Source organism: Acetivibrio straminisolvens JCM 21531, assembly GCF_000521465.1.
In the GTDB taxonomy this organism is placed as follows: Bacteria; Bacillota; Clostridia; order Acetivibrionales; family Acetivibrionaceae; genus Hungateiclostridium; species Hungateiclostridium straminisolvens.
Window position 1 is genome coordinate 1 of the sequence record NZ_BAVR01000056.1, and the last position, 25,201, is coordinate 25,201.

A 25,201-nucleotide genomic window follows, 5' to 3' on the forward strand; every position below is an offset into this window, starting at 1 on the left:
GAATGTTACGCCTTCTCCTTTTCCTGAACGTTATGCCTTAACTATGCGGGATGTAAAGAGCAATAGGAATGTTACGCCTTCTCCTTTTCCTGAACGTTATGCCTTAACTATGCGGGATGTAAAGCGGGATAAAATTGAATTTGAATCAGCTTCATGTGACATTGCACTTTAACTACGTAGGATCTAAAGAATCTATGTTCGATTCCGGGTTACGTTATGCCTAAACTACGTGGAGTATTATACGGATCACAAGCTTGATTGATGGTTTAGAAGCATTGGCTCTTAACTACACATAACGTAAAGGCTCTTACGGCTTGAGATTCCAAAAGCCGCAAGAGCCTGCATATCCATCCACTTTCATTTCAATCCTCTTTACCCTTTTCCACAAAAACAGTAAATGTACCATCCTCATTATTCACAACATCAAGCACTTTATGCCCCTCCTCCTTGAAGCTTCTAGGCACATTCAAAATAGGTTCTCCCTCATTCATCTTGATTTCAAGAATTTGTCCTTCCTCAAGTTCCTCTATAGCAACCTTTGCCTTCACAAAAGTCATGGGGCAAACAACATCAGTAATATCCACAAAACCATTTGCTTTAAAATTACTCACATCTATTCCTCCATTCCAAGCGGTTCTTTTATCCACATATAATACTCAATAATCACACCGCTTCCAACAATCCAACAAGCCTGTCTTTCAACAAGTCCCAGCCTACTCTGTCCAACGTATTCCCAAATCTTTCGCCGGGTTTTCCATGCTCCTCAAAAAACGCCAAAGTTGCTTCAATAACCTTATGCAGTTCTTCCTTTGAGAAAATAATAGGCAAAAGCTGCCTTCCGATTGCTATTCTATTGCCAAACAATCCGCCAAAATACACAATAAACCCACCTTTGCCTTCCCATGCACTTGTAGGGCACACCTTAACGCATTTGCCGCAATAGATGCAGTCTTTTTCATTAAAAGCCAACTCTTTTTCCTGCTTTTTCACCTCAATGACTTTAACCGGACAAACTGCCTGGCACAATCCGCAGTAAATACATTTATCCTCAACCCAATCAGGCTTCATTCCGCCTTTAACCCCAAGGTCATTTTCCTCAGCCTTCAGGCAATTATTTCTGCATCCGGTAATACCCAACTTAAACTTATGGGGTAATTCACGGGCATAGTACCTTTCATAAAATTCCTTGGCAAGCTCCGTTGTATTAATTAGGCCGCTGGGACAAATGACAGACCCTTGACATGCAGTAATTGTTCTAACCCTCGGTCCGCATGCACCGGGCTGCAAACCAGCTTCTGCAAGCTCCTTCTTAACAGCATCAATATCCTGAAGCTTGATAAACGGAATTTCAATACTCTGCCTTGAAGTCAAATGAACATATCCTGCACCGTACTTTTCCGCTATTTCATTCACCTTTGCAAGTTGCTCCGCTTTTATTTGACCTCCAACAATTCTTAAGCGCAGTGAAAAGCGGTCCTTGTCAACCTGCTTCATAAATCCGCCTTTTTTCAGCTCTTTATAATCCACATTTGCCACTATGCTTCCTCCCCCACAATAGATAATTCTTCCTCAGCCGCCTGCCCTGATGAAACATTAAAGCTCTTTAGCACCGGTGTATTGTCTTTTAGCGATAATATCAAGTAACTTGCTTTCGGATCAAAGGCAAGCCTTATATCTTCTTCAGACGGGCGGGACGGTGTTGCCGGATGACTGTGAAAATTGCCCAAAAGCTCCCAACCGTTGCTCCTCATATCTTTAACTGCTGCAAATTGCTCCTTAGGGTTCATGGAGAAATGTTCCGGGCTTTCATCTATGTTCTTTAACGGATATACCTTCTCAACATATTTTACACCATTCTCTATCCTGCCGCCCAAAAGCCCACAGGCTTCATTAGGCAAAGCATTGCGGGAATGTTTAAGTATCTCCCGGTACTGTTCCTTTGTCATAACAATCATAACTGGCCACCTCCGACACCCATCAAGATTTCAAATCACACACTGCCTGTTCGTAATCTATAAGCTCCTTTATAGTAGGATTTTCACCGCAAACCTGACACCTTTTATTCTTTGGCAATCTAATCTTCCTAAACTCCATCGTTAATGCATCATAGGTAAGAAGATATCCTGTAAGCAATTCACCAATGCCAAGTATATATTTAATAGCCTCCGTTGCTTGAATAGTTCCGATAATTCCACCCATTACGCCCAACACACCGGCCTGTTTGCATGTGGGAACTTTATCCGGTGGCGGAGGATTTTCAAATATACATCTATAACATGGACCTTCTCCCGGAACATAGGTCATGGTCTGGCCCTGGAACCTTATAATTCCCGCATGGGAAAAGGGTTTTCCCATAAGAACGCTGGCATCATTTATTAAAAACTTTGCAGGAAAGTTGTCGGTGCCGTCTATAATAAAATCATAATCCCTGTCCTTAATAATATCCCTTATATTGGCCGAACTTACCCACTCTTTATAAGTAACAACATCAACATCGGGATTCATTTCATTGATGGTTTCTTTTCCCGAAATAACCTTGGGTTTTCCCACATCTTTGGTCAGGTGAATAATCTGTCTTTGAAGATTTGAAAGCTCCACTGCATCAAAATCCACAAGACCTATTGTTCCAACCCCTGCAGCGGCCAAAAACATGGCAGCAGGTGCTCCAAGGCCGCCTGTTCCAACAATCAAAACCTTGGACTGCAGGAGCTTTTTTTGCCCCTTCACCCCAACATCTTTTAAAATAATATGTCTGGAATATCTCTCCATCTGCTCGTTGGTAAAGTTCATAGTGCGCCGCCTCCCATGAAATAAAGGAATTCTACAACGTCGCCTTCCTTCACGGTCAGAGTTTCAAAATCCTTTCTGTCCAGCAGCTCATCATTTATCTGTACTGTTACATAATCAGCCATTTCCACCTTTTGGATTTCTAGAAGTTCTTTTACTGTAACTTCTTTTTCAAGTGATACATCCTTACCATTCACTTTAATTGTCATTTATAAAACCCCCATATTCTATATATAATATTCAAGTATAATTTCTTGACGTTTTAATAAATCACACACAGCTTCAACCGCATCCTCTGTATTCTCTATATTTGCGTCAGGCACAAAATTATTAAAAGGCGTCTGTCCAATATTAACCACTATAATTTCATTGGGCTGGTTTAAAAGCTTTAGTTTCTTGGCCTCATAATCATCCAGATTGAATATACTTGTTATAAATATTTGGCCCGAATCCGTAAATATTCTTGCCAGTTCTCCAATTTGTCTTATATGCTCGTCTCTATCCTCATAGCTGTTTGCCACATCCGATGCGAGTCCGTGCAATATACTTGAAACTCCAAGGTAATATGCTTTGAATTTCATGTTGAAAAGCCGCTCTTCCAATTGTCTTCCGACATTCTGGATATCTTTTTCTTTTCCTTCACTGCCTGAGGTAATCACTATAAACTTTGCCTTATGTCCATAGGCATTTTTTCTTTGCTCCTCAGAAATCAAGCTTTTCTCCCACAAAAATTCCCTTTCCCGGATATGGGTAAGCAGGCTGCTGTCTGTATCCGGAACCGCTTCTAAGATAATTCCTCCGCCGGATATCTCATAGTTGTCTACAATTACAAACCTTCCTGTCTGTTCAACGTCGGAAATAACATCATAGGCAATAGGTTTTGCAGTTTCAAAAATACACTCTGCACATCATGCCTTTCAACCTGGTCTTTGAAGGTATCAATATTCATCTCCGCAGCATCAATAATACTTGATATTTCAATCAGCTTTACTCCAATCTTCATCGTACCGATTTTTAATTTATAGTTTTTGTTTTTTATTAGCGGAGCCTTACCCACCCAGAATATATTCGCCCTAAAGCGAGAGCTCACTGACGGCTGCTTTTCGTTTGCTTTCACCATCAGTTCTCCAGGTTTTATGTAAATTTGCGTGGTTAGCGTTACTCCTATTGCTTCATCTGCATAGGCCGTATTCCTGGGCTTTACATTAAATCCCTCAATACTGTTTATTACCGACCTCTTGTTTGAAGGAAGAAAGACAACCTCATCCCCCACATTAATTGCTCCGCTTATAATTGTACCTGCTACAATTCTTCGGTCATCGCCTTCTTCAGTAAACTTGTAAATGTCCTGTACAGGCATACGGAACGGAAGCTGACGGTTCTCCTTTCTATTCACAAACCCATCCAACTGTTCTAAAACAGTGGGACCTTCATACCACAAAGTATTTGGGCATTTTTGGGCAATATTATCTCCGTTGAAGGCACTGATGGGGATATAATTAATGGGCTTAATATTAACTTTTTGCAAAATTCCCCAAACTCTGAGATAATAGCTTCATAAACTTCCTTGCTAAAATCCACTAAATCCATTTTATTAACCAAAACAACCACTTGTTTGATTCCCAGCATAGAAACAATATGTCCGTGGCGTTTGGAGTTCTCCTTTATGCCTTCCTTTGCATCTATTACCAAAAGGGCAGCCTCCGCCCGGGATGCTCCCGTAACCATGTTCTTTAAAAACTCAACATGTCCCGGTGCGTCAATAATAATGTAGTCCCTTTTGCTTGTCTTGAAAAAACATCTTGCTGTATCAATGGTAATACCTGTGCCTGTTCATCCTTCAATGCGTCCAGCAAAAATGCATACTCAAAAGGTCTGGCATTCTTTCTGCAATACTCCTTAACCGACTCAAGCTTTCCTTCGGGAAGAGAGCCGGTATCTGCAAGAAGCCTTCCTATAACGGTGCTTTTCCCATGGTCTACATGTCCAACGATTACAATGTTCATTTGTTCTCTTGCGTCCATATCACATGTACCCCCCTCTTCTCAAAGTCTCAAGTCCGCCGCCGTCATCTTTGTCCTGTGCCCGTCCCGACCTTTCTGCTATGTTTGCAAACTTGCCGCTTTTTAATTCTTCAATAATTTCACTAACATTCTTGGCTGTCGACTCCACAGGAAAAGTACATGGATAGCATCCTAAGGATCTGTAACGCTTTCCGTCTCCCCGGTCAAAATACAGGGATGTAATTGGTATGTTCTCTCTTTCTATGTATTCCCAGATATTAAGTTCCGTCCAGTCAAGGAGCGGATGTATTCTGATATGGGTACCCGGTGCAAAGTCGGTCTTAAACTGATTCCAAAACTCCGGAGGCTGGTCTTCTACAGCCCAGTCATTTTCCTTGTCTCTTGGCGAGAAATATCTTTCCTTTGACCGGCTTCCCTCTTCATCGGCCCTTACACCCACAATAACTCCCGTATACTTTTCCCTGTTGGTATCCAAAACATATTTTCCGGTCTTGTGGTCCAAAACATAACGGTTCCATTCACCGGAAAGGGTATGCTTCAAAGCTTCGGATTTTAATAACTGACAGCATGTCAAGCGGTCCGCATTTCCGTCGGGAAAAGTTTTCTTCTGTGCCAGGGCCTCCCTGTTTTCTCCGTATATCATGGTCAGCTTCCATTTCAGTGCAAGTTCATCCCTGTACTTTATCATTTCAGGTATTTTATAATGGGTGTCTATATGTACCAAAGGTATCGGTACATGTCCAAAGAAAGCTTTTCTTGCCAGCCAAAGAAGTACAGTACTGTCCTTACCTATGGACCATAGCATGCATATATTTTTAAACTCTCTGTAAGCTTCTCTTAGTATATAAATACTCTGTGCTTCCAATTTATCCAAGTGATTCATACCGTTCCCCCCACTCTTGCGTGCAGCCCGCATTCTTTTTTTTCAGGGTCTTCCCACCACCATCTGCCGCTGCGGACATCCTCTCCGGGCTTTACCGCCCTGGTGCACGGCTGGCATCCAATGCTTCGAAAACCCTTATTATAAAGGTAATTGTACGGAATGTTATATTTTTTGATATATTCCCACACTCTATCTTCAGACCAAAAAGCAATGGGGTTTATTTTATAAATTGAATGGAGAGCATCCCATTCAAAAATATTCAATTCCTGACGGGTAAGAGATTGCTCTCTCCTTAAGCCACAAATCCATGCATCCACTGTGCCCAAGACTCTTTTTAACGGATTTACCTTTCTTATTTCACAGCACTTTTTTCTAAGTTCAACGCTTTCGTAAAAGAAATTGGGACCGTATTCCGAAACGGCTTGCTCCAATTCATTACTTTCCGGAGCATAAACTTCATAATGAAATTTATACCTTTGCATAGTTTCGTCCATTAGGTCATAGGTTTGCTGAAAATGCCTTCCTGTGTCGAGGAAAAACACCCTTGCTTTTGGATTGATTTTAAGCAATATATCCGTCAGCACTTGGTCTTCAATAGAAAGACTTGAAGCCAATGCGACTTTCTCAATGCCTATGTGTTCCACAACAAACTTAATGATATCTTCAGGATTTTTGTCGGAATATTCTTTGTTTAATTTTTCTAAATCCAATTGCGCCATTACTTCTTCCCCTTTACATATATTTCTATTAAATTACGTAGTCCTCGGGAATAAAAACTTTAAAATCCCTGGGTCTGACGTAAACAGTTTGCCTTTCATTAAGCCCAAGTTTTCTGTAAGTTTCCTTGCTAATTTCAGCTTCAATATACTCTCCGTTGTCCAATCTCACCAATTCAATTTTGACAACAGGCCCCACCGCCTTATAAAAGTAATCTGCGAGCCGATAAATTCTTTTCCTTCAGGCTCAAGCTTAATCTCAATATCATGGGGGCGGGTGTAACTTACTATATCTTTGCCCTGACCGCTATCCGAACCCAGGGCAGATGAACCCAATTCAACTTTTCCGTTATGTATTCTTCCGTGAAACAAATTCACATTGCCCAGAAAGTTGTACACAAAAGGATTGGCCGGATTGTCGTACACCTCTTCCGGTGTACCTATTTGCTCAATTTTACCCTGATTTAGGATTACAATCCTGTCGGCCACATCCAGAGCCTCTTCCTGGTCATGGGTTACAAAAACACTGGTGATGGGATATTCATCATGCAGTTTTCTCAGCCATCTTCGCAAATCTTTTCTTACTTTCGCATCCAATGCCCCAAAAGGTTCATCCAAAAGCAAAACCTTCGGTTCTACAGCCAAGGCCCTTGCCAGCGCAATTCTCTGGCGCTGCCCACCGGAAAGCTGCGAAGGATAGCGGTTTGCCAATTCTTCCATCTTTACGAGCTCCAACAGCTCATGCACCTTCTTCTTAATAGCTTCCTTGCTTGGCCTGAATTTTGAAGGCCTAACCCTTAGGCCAAAAGCAATATTTTCAAAAACCGTCATATGTTTAAACAAAGCATAGTGCTGAAACACAAATCCTACTTTTCTGTCCTGAGTACTCTTGCTTGTGTTGTCCTCTCCGTCAAAAATAATGCTGCCTTGGTCCGCTGTTTCCAGGCCGGCGATAATTCTAAGCAATGTTGTTTTGCCTGAACCGGACGGCCCCAGCAAGGCAACCAATTCCCCTGTCTGAATGCTAAGGCTTATATCGTTTAATGCCTTAAACGAATCAAATGTTTTTGAAACATTACATATTTCAATACTCATAACCAATCCTCCCAAATTTATTACAACGCCTGGAAATCCTACATTTTGCTTTGCTGCTGTATCTTCCAATGGGCTACGTTTTTTACAATTAAATTGATTAATGCAATAAGGGTTAATAATGATGCCACCGCAAAAGCGGCAGAAAATTTGTACTCGTTGTATAAAATTTCAACATGAAGAGGAACTGTATTGGTAAGTCCTCTAATATGTCCCGACACAACGGAAACCGCACCAAACTCTCCGGCTGCCCTTGCAGTTGTCAGCATAATGCCATACAGCAGCGCCCACTTTATATTGGGAAGCGTAATAAGCCAAAAAGTTTTCCAGCCGCTTGCCCCCAAGGTCAATGCTGCCTCTTCCTCAGCGGTCCCCTGGGCTTCCATCAACGGTATCAGCTCCCTTGCTACAAAAGGAAGAGTAACAAACAGCGTTGCAAGAATAATCCCCGGCTGGGCAAAAATAATCTTTATCCCCCAAGCATTAAGCAGCGGAGCAAAAAGCCCGTGACTCGTACTAAAGAGCAAAACAAATATCAATCCTGCCACAACCGGTGATATGGAAAAAGGCAAATCAATAAAAGTAATCAATACATTCTTGCCTTTAAATCTAAATTTTGCAATCGCCCAAGCAGCTGTAAGGCCAAATACAGTATTAATCGGAACTGTGATTGCTATGGTTATGAGAGTAAGTTTTATGGCTTTTAATGCTATTGGGTCGGTAATTGATGCAAAATACAAATTCGCTCCTTGTTCAAAAGCCTTTACAAATACCGAAATAAGCGGAACTATGAGCATTAATACAAAAAACAGTATAGCAATCGTCGTTAGAATTACCGGAACAAGTTTTGAGCCTTTTACTGCTCTCCTTTCCGCTTGCGTTGTTTTTGCTGTTTTTATCTGAATAGGGACAATCCCTGCCATCCAAATCACTCCCAACTTACCTGTTTCTATTACTTGCCCACCACTGAAATAGATTAATTAGCAGCAGCAAGATAAAGGAAATAATCAACATAACTGCGGCTACAGCCGTACCGCCTGCATAATCATACTGTTCCAGCTTTGTTCGTATCAATAGTGGTGTTATTTCCGTTCTCATGGGCATATTTCCCGATATAAAAACCACTGAACCGTATTCACCCAAGGCTCTAGAAAATGCAAGAGCAAAACCCGTTATCAATGCCGGAAACAATTCAGGCAAAATGACTCTATAGAAAGTTTGAAATCTGGTAGCTCCAAGACATGCTGCCGCTTCTTCCACCTCAAGGTCAATGCTTTCCAACACCGGTTGGACAGTTCTTACTACAAAGGGGAAACCTATAAAAACTAATGCAACAACTATACCAAGAGGAGTATAGGATATTTTAATTCCAAACGGTGCCAAAAGTTTTCCAATCCAACCGTTTTGGGAATATAAAGTCGTGAGCGAAATACCTGCAACAGCTGTGGGCAAGGCAAAAGGCAAGTCAATCAAGCCATCTATCAGTTTTTTGCCCCAAAAACTGTACCTTTCCAAAACCCATGCCAGAAGGAGGCCAAAAACAACGTTTATTGCCGCTGCCAAAAAGGATGTACCAAAAGATATCTTCAGGGAAGCCAGCACTCTTTCCGAAGAAGCAATTTCCCAGAATTCTTTCAGCCCTATTTTAGCGCTGTTTAAGAAAACCATTGACACAGGGATTAAAACCAGCAAGGTAAGGTATGTAAGAGTAAATCCCAATGTAATTCCAAATCCCGGTATAACACTTTTCTGTTTTAATTTAAATGGCTTGATTCCAAGATTCATGGCTCCACTCCTAAGACTCAAAGATTATTTATTCTCATATATTTGATCAAAAACACCGCCATCATCGAAATGCTCTTTTTGCGCTTTATCCCATCCGCCAAAGACTTCATCAATGGTAAAGAGTTCAACCTCGGGGAATTGGGAAGCATATTTTTTCTTAATTTCCTCATTTCTAGGTCTGTAATAGTTCTTTGCAGCTATTTCCTGCCCCTCATCACTGTACAGATATTCAAGATAGGCTTCTGCCACCTCACGGGTTCCTTTCTTGTCAACTACCGAATCGACTACAGCCACAGGAGGCTCAGCCAGTATACTTACTGATGGTACAACAATCTCAAACTTATCTTTATCCAGTTCGTTCAAAGAAAGGAGAGCTTCATTTTCCCATGCTATAAGCACATCACCCAATCCCCTCTCTACAAAGGTGGTGGTAGAACCCCTAGCTCCGGAATCAAGAACAGGTACATTGGCAAATATCGCTTTAACAAATTCTTTGGCTTTTTCTTGGTCATTGCCGTTCTTTCTTAGGGCATATCCCCATGCCGCAAGATAATTCCAGCGAGCGCCTCCTGAAGTTTTGGGGTTTGGAGTGATAACTTCCACTTCCGGCCTTGCAAGGTCATCCCAGTCTTTGATGTTTTTTGGATTGCCTTTTCTCACTAAAAATACAATGGTTGATGTGTATGGAGTTGAATTGTGGGGCAAGCGTTTCTGCCAATCTTTACTCAAAATCTCTTTATTCTTGTTTATTGAATCAATGTCATACGCCAATGCCAGTGTTACAACATCAGCTTCATTACCGTCAATTACCGTTCTTGCCTGGCTTCCCGAGCCGCCATGGGACTGCTGGACGGTAACATCCTGACCGGTCTTATCTTTCCAGTATTTTACGAACGCTTCATTGTATTCCTGATAAAGTTCACGGGTGGGGTCATAGGATACATTAAGAATTGTAATAGGTTCTGTTTTCCCCGAATCTCCTTGATTATTAGCGGTTTCTTTTGCGCATCCTGTAAAAGAAATAAGGTTGGCTATAATTATTAGACTTGCTAAACTTATCTTGAGAATATTTTTTCTTTTCTTATTTCTCTCCATAATCATCTCTCCTCACAAAAATATTAAATATAAGTATTCATACCAGTTTAGTGTGCTTTGGGCCAAAATTTAAAGGGTTATCCCCTTTAAACCATATCACACTATTCATATATGAATTGTTGTGTTTATTTTACTACCATTTTTATCTACTGTCAATACATTACTGAAAAATTTTTATTAATCCTATATATATACTTTGGTTTTAATAGTGAGGAGAAAACTTAGGCAAAAAATAAGCTTATTTTTCCAAAGTCTCATCAATATCCTTGTCTGTATGTGCGTTGGAAATAAACATCGCCTCAAACTGTGAGGGAGCAATATAAATGCCGTTATTCAAAAGATAATTAAAACACTTTCCAAACTGACGGGTATCGCTTTTCATTGCACTATCATAATCAGTCACTTCCTCTTTGGTCATAAACATACAAACCAAAGAGCCGACAGCTTTCACAGTGTTGTTGGTGATTTTTTTAAGACCCTCACTTAATTTGTGACCAAGCCTGTTGACATTCTCAAAAATTCCGGGATTCTCAGCCAGCTCCTTCAATGTGACAATTCCTGCAGACATGGCAAGGGGATTTCCCGACAATGTTCCTGCCTGATAAACATCCCCCACCGGCGCCACACATTCCATAATCTCGCGTCTTCCTCCATAGGCACCCACAGGCATTCCTCCACCGATGATTTTCCCATAGGTCACAAGGTCCGCATTAATGCCAAAATACTGTTGTGCACCGCCAATAGCCAGCCTAAATCCGGTAATTACCTCGTCAAATATCAGCAAAGCCCCTTCTTCATCACAAAGCTTGCGAAGTTTTCCCAAGAAATTGTCTTCAGGCGGGACAACTCCCATATTGGCTGCCACAGGCTCAACAATAACAGCCGCTACATTGCCCTTGTTTTGCTCAAACAAAAGCTTTACGCTGTCAATATCGTTATACCTTGCTATTAGCGTATCCTTTGCGGCACCCGCAGTTACACCTCCGCTATTGGGTATCCCATTTGTCATTGCCCCCGAACCTGCTCTAACCAGCATACTGTCTGCATGTCCGTGATAACAGCCCGCAAATTTTATAATTTTTTCTCTTTTCGTATACCCCCGTGCAACGCGAATCGCGCTCATTACCGCTTCGGTACCGCTGTTTACCATTCTAACCATCTCAATTGACGGTACAAGCTCTAAAATAAGCTCAGCCATTTGAACTTCCAATTCTGTTGCAGCCCCAAAGCTTAATCCATCCACCATGGTTTTTGATATAGCTTCAAGTACTCTTGGGTGGGAATGGCCTAAAATCATCGGCCCCCATGAACCCACATAGTCAATATATTCATTTCCGTCAACATCGTAAATTCTTGCACCCTTCGCTCTTTTTATAAAATGCGGCCAGCCTCCTACAGCGCCAAAAGCTCTGACAGGACTGTTTACCCCGCCGGGAATTACCTTTTTTGCTCTCTCAAATAATAGCTTTGATTTTGATATTGTCATTATCCAATGTCCCCCTTGTTGATTGCCTCCGCTATTTCTTTGGCATAGTATGAGATTAGAATATCCGCACCCGCTCTAAAAATTGATACCGCACTTTCACACATTACTCCATATTCATCTATGAGATTCATTTTTGCAGCCGCTTTTATCATGGCATACTCGCCGCTTACACTGTATGCCGCCGTGGGCAGGTTGGACTGTTTCGAAACTTCGCTGATAATATCCAAGTAGGACAATGCCGGCTTTACCATTAGAATGTCAGCGCCCTCATTTATATCGAGCAAGGCTTCTTTGATGGCCTCTTTCTTGTTATGGTAATCCATTTGATATGATTTCCGGTCGCCAAAGGACGGAGCGGACTTTGCTGCTTCACGAAAGGGCCCGTAAAAAGATGACGAATATTTTACGGCATAGGACATGATGAGCGTATTTATAAAGTTGTGTTTATCCAGTGCCTGCCGAATCGCTGCCACTCTCCCGTCCATCATATCCGACGGCGCCACCATGTCTGCCCCGGCCATCGCATGGGACAGGGCAATTTGGGTAAGGTACTCCAGGGTCTTGTCGTTATCAACGTATCCGTGGTCCAGTATCCCGCAATGGCCATGGGAAGTGTATTCGCACATGCAAACATCGGTTATGATAAATACTTCATCCCTGTAACGTTCTTTAATTGCCCCGACTGCTTTTTGTATTACTCCGTTTTCATCAAAGCTTTGGCTGCCAATCTCGTCCTTTTCTGTCGGCACTCCAAAAACCAAAAACTTATTTACTCCGTATTTCAGCGCGCTGTCCACCGCTTCAAAAACAGTGTCCGGACTGTAATAAAAATGACCTTCAAGAGAGTTTATAGGCAACTTCACATTTTCGCCTTCCATGATAAATATAGGCAGTATGAGTGACTTGCTGCTTAGCCTTACTTCTCTTGCCATATCCCTAGTATGTTGGTTTAATCGCAACCTGCGTGGTCTAATTAACATAATATACCCCCAACCATTCTCAAGCTTTGCAATTATAGGCCGGTGCTTATTATTCTAGTAAAGAAATTTGAATTATAAGCCAGCGCTCATTATTAGCGATGAAATCTGACATTATAAAAAATTTACAATTATAAACCGGCACTCGTTTTTGGTGAAGAAAAATGTGGAAGAAACATTGTGGAGCAAGTCGTAGAGCCTGTTAATACGACGAGGAAAGGGAGAGCATTGTTTGAGCGAAGCGAGTTTTGCTCGACCCCGAGGAGTATTTACAGGCTCTAGACCTGCGGAACTCAAGTTTCTGGAACATTTTCTTCATCTCTTCTTGCCTTCATATACCTCAACAATTTTTTCAACCATTGAAGAAACTGTTGCGGTATCAGAAACAATTGTATTCATTCCATAAGCCCTTGCAGCTTTGGCCGTTTGCTGACCAATGCATATTGCATTGATTCTAGAATAATTCACGGTATTATCAAAGGAGTAAGCAAAGCCTTTCACACAGCTTTCACTGGTAAAAGTAATATAATTAAAATTGCTTATGTCAATCCTATCATTTTTTATGTATCCCGTTGCATAGATAGAGACATTGGTACAGGATATATTATTGTTTTTAAAAATATCTATAAGCTCTCTCGTTCCGTCCTTTGCCCTGAAAATAATTACTTTATCTTTTGAGGTTATTTTACCGCTTCTTAAAAGCTCCTTTGCCAAATGTTTGCCGTCAAATTTACTAGGAACAAAGTCGGCACGTATTCCATGCTTTAGCAACTCTTCGGCAGTCTGTGAGCCTACTGCCGCAATTTTTTTATTATACAAGTGCCTGCTGTCAAGCTTACTTTCATAGAGTTTTTAAAAACATTGTTACACCCAAACTGCTTGTGAAAATTATCCAGCTATAATTTTGTATATCAATGTCAAAGTCCAAAGGCTCCGTATAAATGCATGGATACTCAAGTACATGCGCCCCCAGTCTACGGAGTTTGCTTACCAGTTTCTCCGATGTTTTCTTAGGTCCTGTTGCCAGTACATTGCAGCCGTAAAGAGGCAATTTGGAAAACCAATCAAGCTTTTCCGATAGAGCACATACCTTTCCGACTACGATTATTGCAGGGGATTTGACCTGATTTTCCTCAATAACTTTTGAAATGTCGCAAAGTTTTGTGACAAACTTTCTTTGATTTGGCCTTGTTCCGTTTTCCACTACCGCCGCATCCGTATCGGGATTCATGCCGGCTTCTATGAGGCCCTCTGCTATTTTTGGAAATGACGCCACGGACATCATAAAGATAAGCGTTCCCTTTAGCTTTACTAAAGAGTCATAATCAATATCCAAGTTTTCTCCGTCTTTTACATGTCCGGTTATAATATGGAGTGACGAGCAAAAATCTCTATGGGTGACAGGAATACCTGCATACGCTGCTGCAGCTATTGCTGAAGTAATGCCGGGTACCACCTCAAAAGGTATGCCGTTTTCATTGAGAAGCTCAAGCTCCTCCCCTCCTCTGCCAAATACAAAGGGGTCGCCTCCTTTAAGCCTGACAACGGTTTTACCTTCCGATGCTTTGTCAAGAAGGATTCTGTTTATCTCATGCTGGGGAACCGGATGATTTCCCGCATTCTTTCCCACATTGATTTTTTCTATATCGTCGGGAATTTTTGAGAGTATACTGTCACTAACAAGCCGGTCATAAACGATGACCTCCGCGCTTTTTATAACGTCAGCTGCCTTAACCGTAAGAAGTTCCTCATCTCCCGGCCCTGCTCCCACCAGGTAAACCTTTCCTTTTCTATCAGCCATATATACCCATTCCTTTCAGCATTTCTACCGCCAAATTATATCCCAAGGCTTCTCCTTGATTTCTGTCCCCTGCTTTTGTCATTTTAAAAATTCTGTTGTTTTTATCTACATAAAATCCTGTAAGAATAATTTGATTATCCTGTATCACTCCAAAAGCTGCAGAGGGAGAGCTGCATCCGCCGTTCAATGCCTTTATAAAGCTTCTTTCTGCCACCGACACATCCCATGAATCGTTGTCATGAAAATTTGCCAAAAAGGATATGTCAAAACCTTTTCGTGCCTGTACTGCTACAACTCCCTGACATGCTGCCGGGACAATTTCATCCGTACTGAACACACGCCAAATTCTATCTTCAAGTCCCAGTCTCTTAAGCCCTGCATACGCCAAGGCTATGGCTGAATATTCTCCTCTGTCCAGCTTTTCAATCCGTGTTAAAACATTTCCCCTTATCGGCTCGACTGTGCAGCCGGGATAAATTTTCTCTATCTGAATTTTTCTTCTCAAGCTTGAACAGCCAATTGGCTTACCGAAGTCAATCTCATCCACCCCTTTGGGCAACACAAGAACATCCCTGGGGTCTTCTCTTTTTGAAACTGCTACAATGGGCAAGCGGTCATCTATATCCATGGGCATGTCTTTAAAGCTATGAACGGTAATATCCACCTTTTCCTCCAGCAGGGCGCGGTCCAGTTCTTTTACAAACAGACCTTTACCGCCAATCTTGTCAAGGGTTTTGTCAAGAATTTTATCCCCTGTTGTTTTCATTGTTATAAGCTCAATTTCAATATCGGGGTTATATTTTTTATAGAATCTATTACTATTTGCGATTGCTTTACAGCAAGCTTGCTTTCACGGCTGCCTACTCTAATTTTCATGATTTAATACCTTCCTTATGGCATCTGAGATGTCTTTTACCGTCTTATGGGATTTACCGCCGCTGGTAACACCAACAACAACTTCGTCTTTTGTGATGACAGCGGGAAAATAAAAGTTGCATTCTTCTTTTACATCAGCCACACTCACATATGCTCCCAATTCTTTTGCTCTATCTCCTATATATTTATTCACTTCTCTTTTGTCTGTGGCAGCAACAACCAAGAATTTATCTTCCAAATCCCCATCCAGAAATTCCCGCTGAATATACGTAATTAGACCGTCATCTGCCAACTGCCGAATCTCCTTTGTTGTACTTGGAGATACAACTATTATATCAAACTCAAAGTTAAGGAGGGTAGATATCCTCCTTGTCGCAATCTTTCCACCGCCAATTACCAGTGCCTTTTTACCTTTTGAAGATATAAACAACGGGAAATATTCTTTCATGTTAAAACCAGCCTTTTTCTATATTCATACCATCTATAGTAATCAAAAATATATTTATCAATAATTTCATTTACCATTGCCAACTGCTCCGCATGGTTTTTATCTACTTCCCCCGAATATATACTGTCAACATCATAAAGTTCCGCATTGCTTAAAGACTTGATGTTAGGGTCAATATCCCGCGGAACTGCAAGGTCAATAAACAAGCAAGGATGTCTCATCTTGTCGATTCTGTCTATTTCCAAAGTATAATGGGGGCTTAATGTAGCACTGATTACAACATCACAATCTTTAAGCTTTTTATATCTCTCTCCATACTCTATGGTTTTTGCTCCCAAAGGTATAATATTGTCGCTGTGGCGATAGTGCCTTAAGGTTATAGTGGTGTCATATCCGTTTCCTGTCAATATCGATGCCATGAGCCTGCCAATTTCTCCGTTTCCGATAACAAGGGCCTTTTTGATATTGTCCTTGCTTTTTATAATCTTTAAAGCACTATAAGCTATAGAGCTCTCCGTACTGCTGAGTTTTAATACGGATTTAACCTTTTTGGCAGATGTTACGGCAATTCTGAACATCACTTCAAGAGTGCTGTCACTGGCATTCATTTCCCTTGCCAATTCAATAGCGTTTTTGACCTGGGTAATGATTTGGTCCTCTCCCCATATTTGAGACTTCACTCCGCAAGCAAGCTCACATAAATGCCTGATAACATCATCACCTGTTCTTAACGTGTGAAACTTGCTATACTTTTCATAATCAAAGTCAACAGCATCGCATAAAAGTTCAAAGGGATTTATATACAAGCCATCTTCGCAAGAAAGGTATAATTCTGTCCTGTTACAAGTAGAAATAATTACTGCACCAAAAATGTTTTCATTTTTCAATAAGTCATTATATATAACTTGTAAAGTGGATTTTGTAAATGAAAACTTCTCTCTAATATGAATTGGCGCCAAGGTATAATCAATCCCTGCCATAATTACGTTCAAAATCCACACCTCACATTCTCTCTTTATCTGGAAATATTTTATTGTTATATCATTGTTCCTATATGTTTACTGGGCTTTTGTATGTAATTATATTATTAATTTAAAACCCATGATATCACGTTTTGCAAAAAATATAAATACTTACCACAATGATTGCTCAAATTGATAATATTGCTTATGTTATACATGCAGACTTGCTATTTTACTCATAAGAAAATGTTCTCTACTTCTCTTCATCATTAAATATAATACATAACAGAGGGATTTTCTTTTAACTTTTGATATTCATTCAGCAAATCTTCAAGAGTAATATTGTCAACAACCCTATCAATGCTCTCATTAATTTTATTCCAAACAAATTCGTTTATACACTTTTCTTCTTTGCTAACATTATTATTCCTGTTATCAAAATCAACAATATTGAGGTTTCCTTCTAAGGTTCGCAAAATTTGCCCAACGGTTATGTTTGAAGGATCGTCTGCAAGAATATATCCCCCTTGTGCTCCCTTTATGCTTCTTACTATTGCAGCCTTTCTCAATATGGAAAAGACTTGCTCCAGATACGATTCTGAGATGTTCTGCCTTTCTGCGATACTCTTTACACTTACTATATCTCCTCTTGAATTAATTGCAATGTCTAGCATCGCACGCAAACCATACTTTCCTTTTGTCGACATTTTCATAAATAAGCACCACCTTAATATATGAGTAAACCTATAGTTTTAGTCAGCTAATTAATAATATAATAATTTATAAAAATTGTCAATAAGGTCTTTTATACTTTTCCTATTATATTGATATATTCCGGATAATTCCACAGAATGTTTGTAGAAAAGCCGTATAACATGGAACATTAATGTCTAAAGAAATAAATAGATATTTAAACCAAGAGCTTTATTTTGCTCTTGGTTTAATTTGAAATTGGTGAGTAAAATGTTGATTTACTACTTCCTGATATAAACGATCAAATGTGTCAAACTGTCAGGAGCAAGATGTCTTAAAGTATTAATTGGTCATATTATTCAAAATCCTCCAACTGGATATTTAAAGCATTAACCGAAATTTGCAATTCATACACCAACAATCCCAATGAAATCAGCAAAAGTACCAAACTAATGCCAAACATAATATCTGCCAAAAACATAAATTCAAAGAAAATCAAAAACATGCACATAACACAGAAGAAGAAACTTAGAGCACCGAATATCTGCATATTTTTGATAATCACTATTCTTCGTTTTAAATTATACAACTGCCCCTTTGTGGCTCCATCAGGGTTTTCTTTATATTTGGCGTACAACTCGCGGATTAATTGGGCCAACACAATAAAACGGTTTGTGTATGCAAGCATCAACAAGGAAATAGCCGGAAATAATAGTGCCGGTGTTGTAAGTGTAAGTTCCATATAATCATTCCCTTCAAGAATTCTATATCATATATATCCGGATTAGCATCTTATAAACACGAAACAGAATACCGTTTTTATCCTATTATGAATTATTGCCAGTTTTATCAAGTCTTCCAATTAACTTAATAAAACTGGCAATAGTTATTCGTACGTCATTGTCTTTATTAGTTTTTTCTCTTTATGTTATCTTTTCCCGGCTGAAAAGGCTTGTCCGGCTTATTCTCTTTTTCGCCGTCTTTATTACCTTCTTTAGCATTTTTGCTTCCCTCATACAACTTTTTCATTTCTTCCATCTTTTTAATCCATTCATTATACTGTTTTTTCTGTTCTTCCCCCAACTTTTCAAGCCATTCATTATATTGCTTTTTCTGTTGCTCTCCCATCTTTTCGAGCCATTCTTTATATTGCCTTCCCATTTCTTCTGCTTTTTCCTTCGAATTTTCCCAATACGGATTCCACTTGGGTATCCAATAGGGGTTCCAATTAGGATTCCAATACGGATTATATTGAAAGTTATTGTCCTTATTATTTATGTCCTTTTTATCTTCATTATTCGGTTTATCATTATTAATACTATTTTTATTATCTCTGATATCCTTATTGTTGCCGTTGCTAAATTTATTGCTGCTGTCGGTTTTACTGTCATTGCTACCCTTGTTATTTGCGTGGTTGTTAATTTTACTATCGCTGTTGATTTTACCGTCTTTGACAATATTGTCTCTAAATTTATTATCGCTTTCTGCTTTACTGTCTTTATTATCTTTGCTGATGCCGTTGTCAAATTTATTATCGATGCTTGCTTTATTGTCTTTGTTATCCCTGCCGGTATCATTATTAACTTTACTATTTCCATTATCTTTATTCGATTTACTTCCTGCATCCGGACTTGCAGGGCTTCCTTTTATTCCGGCACGAGTTTCTGCATCGGTTTTTTTACCGGATAAAGGTTCAATATTCGGCTGGCTGCTTACCTTATCTTTGTTGCTGTCTTTACTGTCATCCTTTTGATTATTCTCCTTGTGGTCCTTCTCCATATCCTTGATGGACTTCACAATTTCTTTTACAGGCTTATCCTTGTATTCGTCAGTAGTTGCTTGGGGATTTACCTCCTTAAGCTTCTCAATCAAGACCATTTTTCCGGGGGATATCCCAGTTCCTTGGCCTTCTCCCGTCTTTCCAAGGCTACATTCTCAACAATTACCTCCGAAACCACATTATCATCATTCAAGACCTTGTTTGCGGCACTCTCCACTTCTTCCTTTATTTTGATAACCTTCTTGGAGTCCTTTCCTGCAACCGTTAGCATGATGGTATTTTCATCATCGTTTTTTAGAAAACCTTGTGCCACGGCATTGTCAATAATCTTCTTCATACCTTCATTTAGTTGAGAATTCCTATATGAATCTTCAATCAGTTTCTCACCTTCAGAATTCAGTGCTTTCACATCTATAATTCTATTGTATATATTAAGGACTATTTCCAAACTGGGATTTATATCTACATTCACATAGCTGTAAGGCAAATTATAGCTATACACGCCAAAAGAAATGCTTGAGACAAGTAATAAAACCGCTGCTACAGAAACTATTTTTAATAACGTTTTTTTGTTAAATTCAATCACCTTGGTTGGCAAGTCAATTTCATAGCCGACAATATGCTCCGATGTCTTCCTAATCTTAATAAACCGGCCCTCTTTATCAAGAGCAACAGCATATTCGCCTTCTATATCTACTATAACTGCCTTCATTATTCCACCTCCCAGTTTACGTAATCCTTAATAAATTCGTAATCTCCGGTAAATATTATTACTACTGCTATAATATATTTTCGAGCCCTTTCAATCGTTTTCCGAGGTATTTTCAGGTTCTTTTCGATCTCTGCTATAGGCAAATACTTCTTCTGCTTTATTTTTTCCATAATATCCTGTCTGGACAGAAGAAATTTTATTATATTCGAATAAATCTTCTTGGTTTTTTTATGCTTTGGAGATATGTTAACCAGTTCAAAGAAGGATATATCCCATTTTTCAAGCTCCTTTTTCAACTGTTGAAGTTCAAGCCTTCTGTATTCACTGATCTCTTCATTTGAGTACTTCTCGATGGACATGGCAATGCTAAGGTCAGTTTCCTCTTCTTCATGCTCAACGTACCCATTTATATTAACAACTGTACTATGCTTTTTTTCTTTTCTTTGATAATCTATAATTCTTCTTCTGATAACATTCTGGGAAAAGGAAAGAAAATTGCCCTTTGAGGCGTCATAAGAACGGATAGCCTCTACAAAAGCCATCAGCGCAATGCTCAATTCATCATCCTGTCCATAGGCAACATAGCGCCCTACCACCTTTTGTGCGCAGGCTGCAATAAACGGTTTGTATTCTTCTACAAAAATATTTATTTTATCTTCGTCATTTTTAATTAATTCAACTCTTTGGTTTATAGTAACAGAATACATTTGGTTGCCTCCAACAATGAATAGAATTATAATGCCTAAACAACAAAAGATATTGCAATTATGTCAGCAAAGTTCGACATAAATCTACAAACCACTAGTCGAATTTTTGCTTTTACTATTCTATAATGTTACTATAAACCATATTAAAACTAAAATGAAGTCATTTTTTGTAAAAAAATTAAATTTAACAGAAATGTAATTTTTCTACTCTATCTGAAGCTCAAATCTATCAAACTTTACGGTTTCCAGAAACTGATCTTTTGCGAAGAAGGTTTTTCGGTATCTGGCAAACTCAGAGGTATTCTTGTTAAGCCAAAGGGGAACAGGAATATCCAGATCCCTGCAAAGGCTAATCAGCCCTTCCTCAAGCAAGTCCCTAAAATCGGCTCCTTCATCTTCTTTATTAAATATAGACTCTTTTATTGTATATGTACCCTTTATCAGTCTGCCAACAAGTACCAATTTCCTCGCCCTCATCTTATTGATTTTCTTTAATATTTCCCGGCTATGAATTTTTCTTTGCTTCTTTATCCTTAATAAGCTTGTATTCTATCGAATCCACCAACGCCTTCCAGCTGGCCTCTATAATGTCCGTTGAAACTCCAATGGTAGTCCAGACTTCCTTTCCGTCGGTTGATTCAATTAAAACTCTTACCTTTGCAGCCGTAGCCGAATTAGAGTCAAGAACCCTAACCTTGTAATCGGTAAGCTTCATTTCTGCAATTTGGGGATAAAATTTCTCCAATGCCTTTCTTAGAGCTTTGTCCAGGGCATTTACCGGTCCCTGTCCCTCATCTGCGGTTATTTCATTCTGTCCGTCCACATTAATCTTTATCATCGCTGAAGAATTTGCTCCGCTTATAGACGGCTCGTTAACCACAACCTTAAACTCTCCAAGTTCAAAAGAAGGATGATATTTTCCAAGAATTTTGCGGATTACAATCTCAAAAGAGCTCTCTGCGCCCTCATACTGATAGCCTTCAAATTCCAGCTCCTTAAGCTTATCCAGTATCAATTTCGTCTCTGGAGAATCTTTTGTAATAGTATTGTCAATGTTATTAACCAAATGTAGTACAGCACTTCTTCCCGCAACTTCGGACATGAGGAAAATCCTTTCGTTTCCGACAACTTCAGGGTTAATATGCTCGTATGCTACGGAATTTTTGCTCACCGCATCCGCATGCATTCCTGCCTTGTGGGCAAATGCATACTTTCCGACATATGGAGCCCTTTCATCATGCAAGACATTGGCAATTTCACTTATATACCTTGCCGTCGTCGTAAGGTCTGACATATTTTCCTTCGGTATGCAATCATAACCCGCTTTAAGCTGCAAATTGGGTATTATTGTGCAGAGATTGGCATTACCGCTTCTCTCTCCAAACCCGTTCATTGTACCCTGAACCTGCACAGCTCCGGCCTGTACTGCCATAATAGAGCTGGCAACCGCCATACCTGTATCGTTATGACAGTGAATACCTACATCCACCTTAAACTCATTGACAACCTTGAAGTTATATCCCAAACTTCATTCGGGAATGTACCTCCATTGGTATCGCAAAGGCAAATAGAGTCCGCTCCGGCCTCAACAGCCGTCCTAAGGGTCTTCATTGCATAGTCCGGATTAGCCTTGTATCCGTCAAAGAAATGCTCAGCGTCAAATACTACTTCTTTATTCTTGTTTTTAAAGAAGGAAATAGTGTCAAAAATCATATTCAGATTCTCATCCAGTGTTGTCTTTAATATATCGGTAGCGTGAAAGTCCCAGCTCTTCCCGAATATAGCCACAGCCGGGGTATCTGCCTTTAAAAGGGATTTTACATTGGCGTCATCCTGAACACTTATATTCACTCTTCTCGTACTTCCAAAGGCAATTAGTTTCGCATGCCTCAACTTGATTCGTCCAATCCTCTCAAAGAACTCCAAATCCTTTGGGTTGGACCCGGGATTGCCTGCTTCAATATAGCTTATACCGAGCCGGTCGAGTCTTTCCACAATCTTAAGTTTATCCTCTACACTGAATGAAATTCCCTGGGCCTGAGCACCATCTCTCAAGGTCGAGTCATATATCAAAACCTTCTTCATTTTTTCATCCTTCCCCAAAAAATGCTTTATGTTTCCTAACCTTCCTCAAAAAGAAGAAGGTTAGGAATTAGATGTAAAGTATCTTTATTTCTTAAGCCAGCTCATCATTTTTCTTAATTCTGCGCCAACCTTTTCCAACTGGTGTTCCGATTCGTTTCTTCTCATGGCAAGAAGTTGTGCCCTTCCGCCTGACTTGTTCTCAGTTATCCACCTTGAAGCAAAAACTCCGTCCTGAATATCCTTCAGTACACCCTTCATTGCTTTTCTTGTTTCATCGGTAATTATTTTCTTTCCTGTTATGTAGTCACCATATTCTGCCGTATCGCTTATGGAATATCTCATATATGAGAATCCGCCCTGATTTATAAGGTCTACAATGAGTTTCATTTCATGGATACATTCAAAATATGCTATTTCAGGCTGATATCCTGCTTCCACCAAAGTCTCGAATCCTGCCTTCATAAGCTCGGTTACTCCACCGCACAATACAGCCTGCTCACCGAACAAATCGGTTTCTGTCTCTTCTTTGAAGGTAGTTTCAAGAATTCCGGCTCTTCCTGCTCCTATTCCTGCTGCATATGCAAGAGCATAATCTTTTGCCTTGCTGGAAGCATCCTGATAAACCGCAATCAAAGACGGTACTCCTTTTCCTTCCTGGTACTGGCTTCTTACAGTATGTCCGGGACCCTTTGGAGCTATCATTATAACATCATTTTCCGGCGGAGGAACAATAGTTTTGAAATGAATTGCAAAGCCGTGGGCAAAGGCAAGAACATTTCCTTCCTCCAAATTGGGCTTAATGCTTTTCTCGTAGATGTCCTGCTGAACCTGGTCAGGTACAAGCATCATTATAACATCGGCCATTTTAGCTGCCACATCAGTATTTTCAACTCTCAGGCCGTCATCGATAGCCTTCTGTCTTGATTTGGAACCTTCAGGCAGACCAACAACAACATCTATTCCACTATCCTTCAGGTTTTGCGCATGTGCATGTCCTTGGCTTCCGTAGCCTATAATCGCTACAGTTTTTCCTTTAAGCAAACCAAGGTCACAATCAGTGTCATAATACATTTTTGCCATCTTAAAAATCACTCCTCATCACTATTCTTATTTTTTATAATTTTATTGCCTCTTTCAATGGCTATTGTACCTGTCCTGACAATTTCCTTTATACCAAACTGCTTTAACATATCCTCCAAAGCAGCAACTTTATTCACACTGCCGGATATTTCAATGGTCAGCGTACTTTTTGACACATCGACAATCTTCGCTCTGAATATCTCGGCAATCTGAACTATCTCCGACCTTGTAGAGGCATTTGCCCCGACTTTTATGAGGGCAAGCTCTCTGCTTACCGAATCGGAATCTTCAAGTTCTTTTATCTTTATAACATCAACAAGTTTGTTTAACTGTTTGCTAACCTGTTCAACTATGTAGTCATCACCGTCTACAACAATTGTCATCCTTGAAATTTCCGGATTTTCAGTGACACCCACTGCAAGGCTGTCAATGTTAAATCCCCTCCTGCTGAACAAACCGGCTATCCTCGATAATACTCCTGCATGGTTTTCAACCAGAACCGATAAAGTATGCTTCGCCATCTTAAAACCTCCCAATTACTATAATTGAACACTCTATAGTGTTGATTCCTCCGGGTCAATCCTGCACTCAAGAAGGAATGGTTCCTCGTCCGACAGCATTTCCTTTAATGCATCCTCCACCTGGGAATTGTCGTCTATTCTCCTGCCTTTAAAACCATAAGCATCAAACAGCTTTATAAAGTCAGGATTGTCTTCTAAAAACACCTGGAAATAACGGCCGCAGTATTTTGTCTTTTGCAGCTCCCTTACCATCCCCAGTCTTGAGTTGTTGAACAAAACTATCTTTATTCCCAGCTTGTTTTGCTTAATGGTGCCAAGTTCCTGCATATTCATCTGGAAGCTTCCGTCTCCTCCTATGCACACTACTCTGCGGTCGGGACATCCGATTTTTGCCCCTACTGAGGCGGGAAGTCCGTATCCCATAGTGCCCAGACCTCCGGATGAAATAAAGGTCCGGGGCTTTTTGACACCAAAATAATTTGCAGCCCATATCTGGTTCTGTCCAACTTCAGTTGTAACTATGTCATTTTCACCTAAAAGTCCTGTCAAAACAGACAACACATATTTGGGATTTACAAAACCTGTGCCGGGTTTTGAATCCGGTTTCAGCTCACGCTTTGCCTTTTCCGTTTGAATTGCCTTTATCCAGTCTTCGGTATTTCCTTTTTGGGAAATATCAACAAGCTCTTTT

General features: G+C 40.1%; 23 protein-coding genes and 5 pseudogenes. All 28 read right to left on the reverse strand.

Going from position 1 to position 25,201, the window contains the following annotated elements:
- Positions 1–362: 362 nt before the first annotated feature.
- Positions 363–611, reverse strand: a complete 249-nt coding sequence (locus JCM21531_RS13385) for a sulfurtransferase TusA family protein (RefSeq protein ID WP_038290653.1) — start codon at positions 609–611, stop codon at positions 363–365.
- A 52-nt stretch (positions 612–663) separates the two neighbouring features.
- Positions 664–1,536 carry a ferredoxin-like domain-containing protein gene (locus JCM21531_RS13390; RefSeq protein WP_038290655.1) on the reverse strand — a complete coding sequence of 291 codons (873 nt, stop codon included), beginning with the start codon at positions 1,534–1,536 and terminating at the stop codon, positions 664–666.
- On the reverse strand, positions 1,536–1,955 hold the full coding sequence (locus JCM21531_RS13395) for a M67 family metallopeptidase (RefSeq protein WP_038290657.1): 420 nt from the start codon (positions 1,953–1,955) through the stop codon (positions 1,536–1,538). Before JCM21531_RS13395 ends, JCM21531_RS13390 begins: the two co-directional genes overlap by 1 nt.
- 22 nt (positions 1,956–1,977) lie before the next feature.
- Positions 1,978–2,790 (reverse strand): HesA/MoeB/ThiF family protein, encoded by an 813-nt coding sequence (locus JCM21531_RS13400; protein ID WP_038290658.1) that lies wholly within the window; start codon positions 2,788–2,790, stop codon positions 1,978–1,980.
- On the reverse strand, positions 2,787–2,996 hold the full coding sequence (gene thiS, locus JCM21531_RS13405) for a sulfur carrier protein ThiS (RefSeq protein ID WP_038290661.1): 210 nt from the start codon (positions 2,994–2,996) through the stop codon (positions 2,787–2,789). The genes JCM21531_RS13400 and thiS overlap by 4 nt, the downstream gene beginning before the upstream one ends.
- Positions 2,997–3,014: 18 nt before the next feature.
- Positions 3,015–4,811 (reverse strand): annotated as a pseudogene (locus JCM21531_RS13410) (GTP-binding protein).
- A 1-nt stretch (position 4,812) separates the two neighbouring features.
- A complete protein-coding gene (gene cysD / locus JCM21531_RS13415; protein WP_038290662.1) occupies positions 4,813–5,694 on the reverse strand; it encodes a sulfate adenylyltransferase subunit CysD in 882 nt (293 codons plus the stop codon).
- The gene (locus JCM21531_RS13420) at positions 5,691–6,413 is read right to left on the reverse strand and encodes a phosphoadenylyl-sulfate reductase (RefSeq protein ID WP_038290664.1); all 723 of its coding nucleotides are present in this window, start codon (positions 6,411–6,413) and stop codon (positions 5,691–5,693) included. Before JCM21531_RS13420 ends, cysD begins: the two co-directional genes overlap by 4 nt.
- A gap of 28 nt (positions 6,414–6,441) precedes the next feature.
- Positions 6,442–7,505 (reverse strand): annotated as a pseudogene (locus JCM21531_RS13425) (sulfate/molybdate ABC transporter ATP-binding protein).
- Between the two features lie 38 nt (positions 7,506–7,543).
- On the reverse strand, positions 7,544–8,425 hold the full coding sequence (cysW, locus tag JCM21531_RS13430; protein WP_038290666.1) for a sulfate ABC transporter permease subunit CysW: 882 nt from the start codon (positions 8,423–8,425) through the stop codon (positions 7,544–7,546).
- 16 nt (positions 8,426–8,441) lie between these two features.
- The gene (cysT, locus tag JCM21531_RS13435; protein WP_038290667.1) at positions 8,442–9,287 is read right to left on the reverse strand and encodes a sulfate ABC transporter permease subunit CysT; all 846 of its coding nucleotides are present in this window, start codon (positions 9,285–9,287) and stop codon (positions 8,442–8,444) included.
- A 24-nt stretch (positions 9,288–9,311) separates the two neighbouring features.
- Complete coding sequence (locus tag JCM21531_RS13440; protein ID WP_038290669.1) at positions 9,312–10,382, reverse strand: sulfate ABC transporter substrate-binding protein; 1,071 nt, start codon at positions 10,380–10,382, stop codon at positions 9,312–9,314.
- Between the two features lie 238 nt (positions 10,383–10,620).
- The gene (gene hemL, locus JCM21531_RS13445) at positions 10,621–11,868 is read right to left on the reverse strand and encodes a glutamate-1-semialdehyde 2,1-aminomutase (RefSeq protein WP_038290671.1); all 1,248 of its coding nucleotides are present in this window, start codon (positions 11,866–11,868) and stop codon (positions 10,621–10,623) included.
- A complete protein-coding gene (hemB, locus tag JCM21531_RS13450; RefSeq protein ID WP_038290673.1) occupies positions 11,868–12,848 on the reverse strand; it encodes a porphobilinogen synthase in 981 nt (326 codons plus the stop codon). The genes hemL and hemB overlap by 1 nt, the downstream gene beginning before the upstream one ends.
- Before the next feature lie 312 nt (positions 12,849–13,160).
- Positions 13,161–14,646, reverse strand: a pseudogene (cobA, locus tag JCM21531_RS13455) (uroporphyrinogen-III C-methyltransferase).
- A pseudogene (gene hemC, locus JCM21531_RS13460) lies at positions 14,639–15,522 on the reverse strand (hydroxymethylbilane synthase). The pseudogenes cobA and hemC overlap by 8 nt, the downstream one beginning before the upstream one ends.
- Complete coding sequence (locus JCM21531_RS13465) at positions 15,512–15,970, reverse strand: precorrin-2 dehydrogenase/sirohydrochlorin ferrochelatase family protein (RefSeq protein WP_038290675.1); 459 nt, start codon at positions 15,968–15,970, stop codon at positions 15,512–15,514. The pseudogene hemC and the gene JCM21531_RS13465 overlap by 11 nt, the downstream one beginning before the upstream one ends.
- Positions 15,967–16,962 (reverse strand): glutamyl-tRNA reductase, encoded by a 996-nt coding sequence (gene hemA / locus JCM21531_RS13470; protein ID WP_038290678.1) that lies wholly within the window; start codon positions 16,960–16,962, stop codon positions 15,967–15,969. The genes JCM21531_RS13465 and hemA overlap by 4 nt, the downstream gene beginning before the upstream one ends.
- Before the next feature lie 239 nt (positions 16,963–17,201).
- Positions 17,202–17,645 carry an RrF2 family transcriptional regulator gene (locus tag JCM21531_RS13475; RefSeq protein ID WP_038290681.1) on the reverse strand — a complete coding sequence of 148 codons (444 nt, stop codon included), beginning with the start codon at positions 17,643–17,645 and terminating at the stop codon, positions 17,202–17,204.
- Between the two features lie 335 nt (positions 17,646–17,980).
- A complete protein-coding gene (locus tag JCM21531_RS13480) occupies positions 17,981–18,367 on the reverse strand; it encodes a DUF2721 domain-containing protein (RefSeq protein ID WP_038290683.1) in 387 nt (128 codons plus the stop codon).
- 167 nt (positions 18,368–18,534) lie between these two features.
- Positions 18,535–19,503, reverse strand: a complete 969-nt coding sequence (locus JCM21531_RS22375) for a hypothetical protein (RefSeq protein ID WP_243467689.1) — start codon at positions 19,501–19,503, stop codon at positions 18,535–18,537.
- A complete protein-coding gene (locus JCM21531_RS22380; protein WP_243467690.1) occupies positions 19,494–20,117 on the reverse strand; it encodes an anti-sigma factor domain-containing protein in 624 nt (207 codons plus the stop codon). The genes JCM21531_RS22375 and JCM21531_RS22380 overlap by 10 nt, the downstream gene beginning before the upstream one ends.
- Positions 20,117–20,824, reverse strand: coding sequence for an RNA polymerase sigma factor SigI (gene sigI / locus JCM21531_RS13490; protein WP_038290685.1), 708 nt, complete (start codon positions 20,822–20,824; stop codon positions 20,117–20,119). The genes JCM21531_RS22380 and sigI overlap by 1 nt, the downstream gene beginning before the upstream one ends.
- A 204-nt stretch (positions 20,825–21,028) precedes the next feature.
- Positions 21,029–21,286 (reverse strand): hypothetical protein, encoded by a 258-nt coding sequence (locus JCM21531_RS13495; protein ID WP_038290686.1) that lies wholly within the window; start codon positions 21,284–21,286, stop codon positions 21,029–21,031.
- A 43-nt stretch (positions 21,287–21,329) separates the two neighbouring features.
- A pseudogene (gene cimA / locus JCM21531_RS13500) lies at positions 21,330–22,909 on the reverse strand (citramalate synthase).
- 84 nt (positions 22,910–22,993) lie between these two features.
- Positions 22,994–23,989: a ketol-acid reductoisomerase gene (gene ilvC, locus JCM21531_RS13505; protein ID WP_038290688.1), complete on the reverse strand. Its 996-nt coding sequence runs from the start codon at positions 23,987–23,989 to the stop codon at positions 22,994–22,996.
- 8 nt (positions 23,990–23,997) lie between these two features.
- Positions 23,998–24,510: an acetolactate synthase small subunit gene (gene ilvN / locus JCM21531_RS13510; RefSeq protein ID WP_038290690.1), complete on the reverse strand. Its 513-nt coding sequence runs from the start codon at positions 24,508–24,510 to the stop codon at positions 23,998–24,000.
- 33 nt (positions 24,511–24,543) lie between these two features.
- A partial coding sequence (locus JCM21531_RS13515) for a thiamine pyrophosphate-dependent enzyme (protein ID WP_038290692.1) occupies positions 24,544–25,201 on the reverse strand: 658 nt, incomplete at its 5' end.

What these genes read in the sequence shown, in the direction of transcription:
- JCM21531_RS13395 (WP_038290657.1), bottom strand. Translation starts at nt 1,955, where the DNA reads ATGATTGTTATGACAAAGGAACAGTACCGGGAGATACTTAAACATTCC.
- JCM21531_RS13400 (WP_038290658.1), bottom strand. Translation starts at nt 2,790, where the DNA reads ATGAACTTTACCAACGAGCAGATGGAGAGATATTCCAGACATATTATT.
- thiS (WP_038290661.1), bottom strand. Translation starts at nt 2,996, where the DNA reads ATGACAATTAAAGTGAATGGTAAGGATGTATCACTTGAAAAAGAAGTT.
- cysD (WP_038290662.1), bottom strand. Translation starts at nt 5,694, where the DNA reads ATGAATCACTTGGATAAATTGGAAGCACAGAGTATTTATATACTAAGA.
- JCM21531_RS13420 (WP_038290664.1), bottom strand. Translation starts at nt 6,413, where the DNA reads ATGGCGCAATTGGATTTAGAAAAATTAAACAAAGAATATTCCGACAAA.
- cysW (WP_038290666.1), bottom strand. Translation starts at nt 8,425, where the DNA reads ATGGCAGGGATTGTCCCTATTCAGATAAAAACAGCAAAAACAACGCAA.
- cysT (WP_038290667.1), bottom strand. Translation starts at nt 9,287, where the DNA reads ATGAATCTTGGAATCAAGCCATTTAAATTAAAACAGAAAAGTGTTATA.
- JCM21531_RS13440 (WP_038290669.1), bottom strand. Translation starts at nt 10,382, where the DNA reads ATGGAGAGAAATAAGAAAAGAAAAAATATTCTCAAGATAAGTTTAGCA.
- hemL (WP_038290671.1), bottom strand. Translation starts at nt 11,868, where the DNA reads ATGACAATATCAAAATCAAAGCTATTATTTGAGAGAGCAAAAAAGGTA.
- hemB (WP_038290673.1), bottom strand. Translation starts at nt 12,848, where the DNA reads ATGTTAATTAGACCACGCAGGTTGCGATTAAACCAACATACTAGGGAT.
- JCM21531_RS13465 (WP_038290675.1), bottom strand. Translation starts at nt 15,970, where the DNA reads ATGAAAGAATATTTCCCGTTGTTTATATCTTCAAAAGGTAAAAAGGCA.
- JCM21531_RS13475 (WP_038290681.1), bottom strand. Translation starts at nt 17,645, where the DNA reads ATGAAAATGTCGACAAAAGGAAAGTATGGTTTGCGTGCGATGCTAGAC.
- JCM21531_RS13480 (WP_038290683.1), bottom strand. Translation starts at nt 18,367, where the DNA reads ATGGAACTTACACTTACAACACCGGCACTATTATTTCCGGCTATTTCC.
- JCM21531_RS22375 (WP_243467689.1), bottom strand. Translation starts at nt 19,503, where the DNA reads ATGGTCTTGATTGAGAAGCTTAAGGAGGTAAATCCCCAAGCAACTACT.
- JCM21531_RS22380 (WP_243467690.1), bottom strand. Translation starts at nt 20,117, where the DNA reads ATGAAGGCAGTTATAGTAGATATAGAAGGCGAATATGCTGTTGCTCTT.
- sigI (WP_038290685.1), bottom strand. Translation starts at nt 20,824, where the DNA reads ATGTATTCTGTTACTATAAACCAAAGAGTTGAATTAATTAAAAATGAC.
- ilvC (WP_038290688.1), bottom strand. Translation starts at nt 23,989, where the DNA reads ATGGCAAAAATGTATTATGACACTGATTGTGACCTTGGTTTGCTTAAA.
- ilvN (WP_038290690.1), bottom strand. Translation starts at nt 24,510, where the DNA reads ATGGCGAAGCATACTTTATCGGTTCTGGTTGAAAACCATGCAGGAGTA.